At 70.7% G+C, this 2048-nt stretch carries 3 protein-coding genes; 2 read left to right on the plus strand and 1 reads right to left on the minus strand.

Annotated features, from left to right (window positions below; translation table 11 throughout):
• Positions 1 to 160: 160 nt before the first annotated feature.
• The gene (locus VG276_20465; protein ID HEV8651699.1) at positions 161 to 394 is read right to left on the minus strand and encodes an Lrp/AsnC ligand binding domain-containing protein; all 234 of its coding nucleotides are present in this window, start codon (positions 392 to 394) and stop codon (positions 161 to 163) included.
• Between the two features lie 284 nt (positions 395 to 678).
• Here VG276_20465 and VG276_20470 point away from each other — a divergent pair, with 284 nt between their 5' ends.
• Positions 679 to 912, plus strand: coding sequence for a hypothetical protein (locus tag VG276_20470; GenBank protein HEV8651700.1), 234 nt, complete (start codon positions 679 to 681; stop codon positions 910 to 912).
• A 520-nt stretch (positions 913 to 1432) separates the two neighbouring features.
• The coding region (locus tag VG276_20475; protein ID HEV8651701.1) for an alpha/beta hydrolase at positions 1433 to 2048 on the plus strand (616 nt) is incomplete at its 3' end.

Genomic DNA, 2048 nt, shown 5'->3' on the forward strand with positions numbered 1-2048 from the left:
TCACCCGCGTCGCATCGGTCGCCGGTCGTGCGCCACTGCAGCCAAGCGAGCCTACGCCGCCGACACCTGCCCTAGGCGCTGAATCTTCGGCATCCTAGGTGCTGGTACGGCCACAGCTGCACGGCAGTTCGAGCTCGGGCCGCGGTGACCGATCATGCGGCTACCGGCCGAGCACCGTGCAGGTCAGGGTGCGGGTGACGCCGTCCACGACCTGGATACGGGAGACCACCAGCCGGCCCAGCTGATCCAGACCGGGCGCCTGGACCCGGGCGATGACGTCGTAGGGGCCGGTGACGTCCTCGGCCGACTCCACACCATCGAGGTCGCTGAGCGCCTGGGCGACATGGGCGGCCTTGCCGACCTCGGTCTGGATGAGCACGTACGCGCTGAGCATCCCGCGCTGACCTCCTCGGCGTTCGACCGCGCCATCCCTGCCCTGACAGGTGGGCGCCTGGTGGGTGGCGGGGCGCATGCTCCACAAGACGGGTCAGCCGGCCGCCACCAGGCCAGGGGACCTGTGCGGGATCGTAGGCGCCGGGGGGTGTGGTGGCCAGCCGGTCGATCGGCACTGCCAGCCGGGCGCCCGCGGCGCGAAGCGCAGCCGCTTGGCATACTCAAGTCACCTCTGTCGTTCTAGGCGAGAAGGTCCTCGTGGACCGTGCGGGGAAGCGGTGAGCCATGTCGGAGTGGAGGGAGCTGACCTGGGACGACGCCATGCGGCGCGGGTATGAGGCGCTCCGCAGCGGCGAGGCGCTCTACGAGGAGATCGACGCCGAGGAGGGCAGGTCCAACATCGACATCGAGAAGCACCTGCGGCGCGCTGAGCTCAAACTCGCCCAAGCGCACGCCTGGTTTGCCATGGCGCGGGAGCTGGGCTGGCAACGAGACGACGACGGCAGTCCGGCGTGCTGAGCACCGTAGCTGCCGACTGAGGCCGCAGACGGCGGGAGAGACCTAGTGGAGTGGACGCCAGCGGGCTGGGCGACCACTGATCTGGTGGCCGGCCTCCGAGGGAGAGCGCCGCCAACGGCACCCGCCGCGCTACCCGCTGCAGGACGAGTCTGGTTGACCCGCTTCCGGTGCGGCGGTACGGTCCACGAGTCACTAACGACTGCCTTACCTGAGCCGGATGTGCAGCTACACTGCGTCCGTCGTCGCTCACCTGACGCGGGTACGGCCTAAGGCCGAAGGAGCGAGCGACCAGGACCGGCCAGGTCCGGGGCGCATCCGAGGCATCCCGCCGCACCGCTCCCGCGATGTGCACACGCGCTGCCTGGCAGAGTCGGACGGCTGACGCCGATGACGATCACCTGGCGCATGCCGGTGCTCGTCTGTCGCTGCGCGCATGTGGGCGGTGCCGTCCGCGCTCGATCCGGTCACCGTCGCCCGGCAGGACCTGCTGCTGCCGGGCGGCCCGGAGGAGGAGGCAGTCATGCCCAACCCCGTCTACCTCGAGCCGCAGGCGCAGGCCGTCGCCGACGCCAACGCCAACCCTCCCTACTTGTTTGAGCTCGGCCCGGACCAGGGTCGCAGGACCGTCGATGAGGTCCAGTCCGGCCCCGTCAAGAAGCCACGCGTCGACATCGCGGACACCACCGTGCCCGGCGGCCCGTCGGGCCAGGTGTCGGTGCGCATCCTGCGCCCGCAGGGCGCCCGCCGGCCGCTGCCGGTGATCGTCTACATCCACGGCGCCGGCTGGGTCTTCGGCAACAACCACACCCACGACCGGCTCATCCGCGAGCTCGCCGTCGGCGCGCAGGCCGCGGTGGCGTTCCCCAGCTACAGCCTCTCCCCGGAGGCCAAATACCCCACGGCCATCCAGGAGTGCTACGCCGTGGCCAAGTGGGTCGCCGAGCACGGGCAGGAGCGTGGACTGGACGGCAGCCGCATCGCGATCGCCGGCGACAGCGTCGGCGGGAACATGAGCGCCGCGGTCACGCTGCTGGCCAAGCAGCGCGGCGGTCCGGCGTTCCGCCAGCAGGTGCTCTTCTACCCGGTCACCGACGCCAACTTCGACACCGAGTCCTACCACCAATTCGCCACCGGCT

The sequence above is a fragment of the Actinomycetes bacterium genome (assembly GCA_036000965.1).
Taxonomy (GTDB): domain Bacteria; phylum Actinomycetota; class CALGFH01; order CALGFH01; family CALGFH01; genus DASYUT01.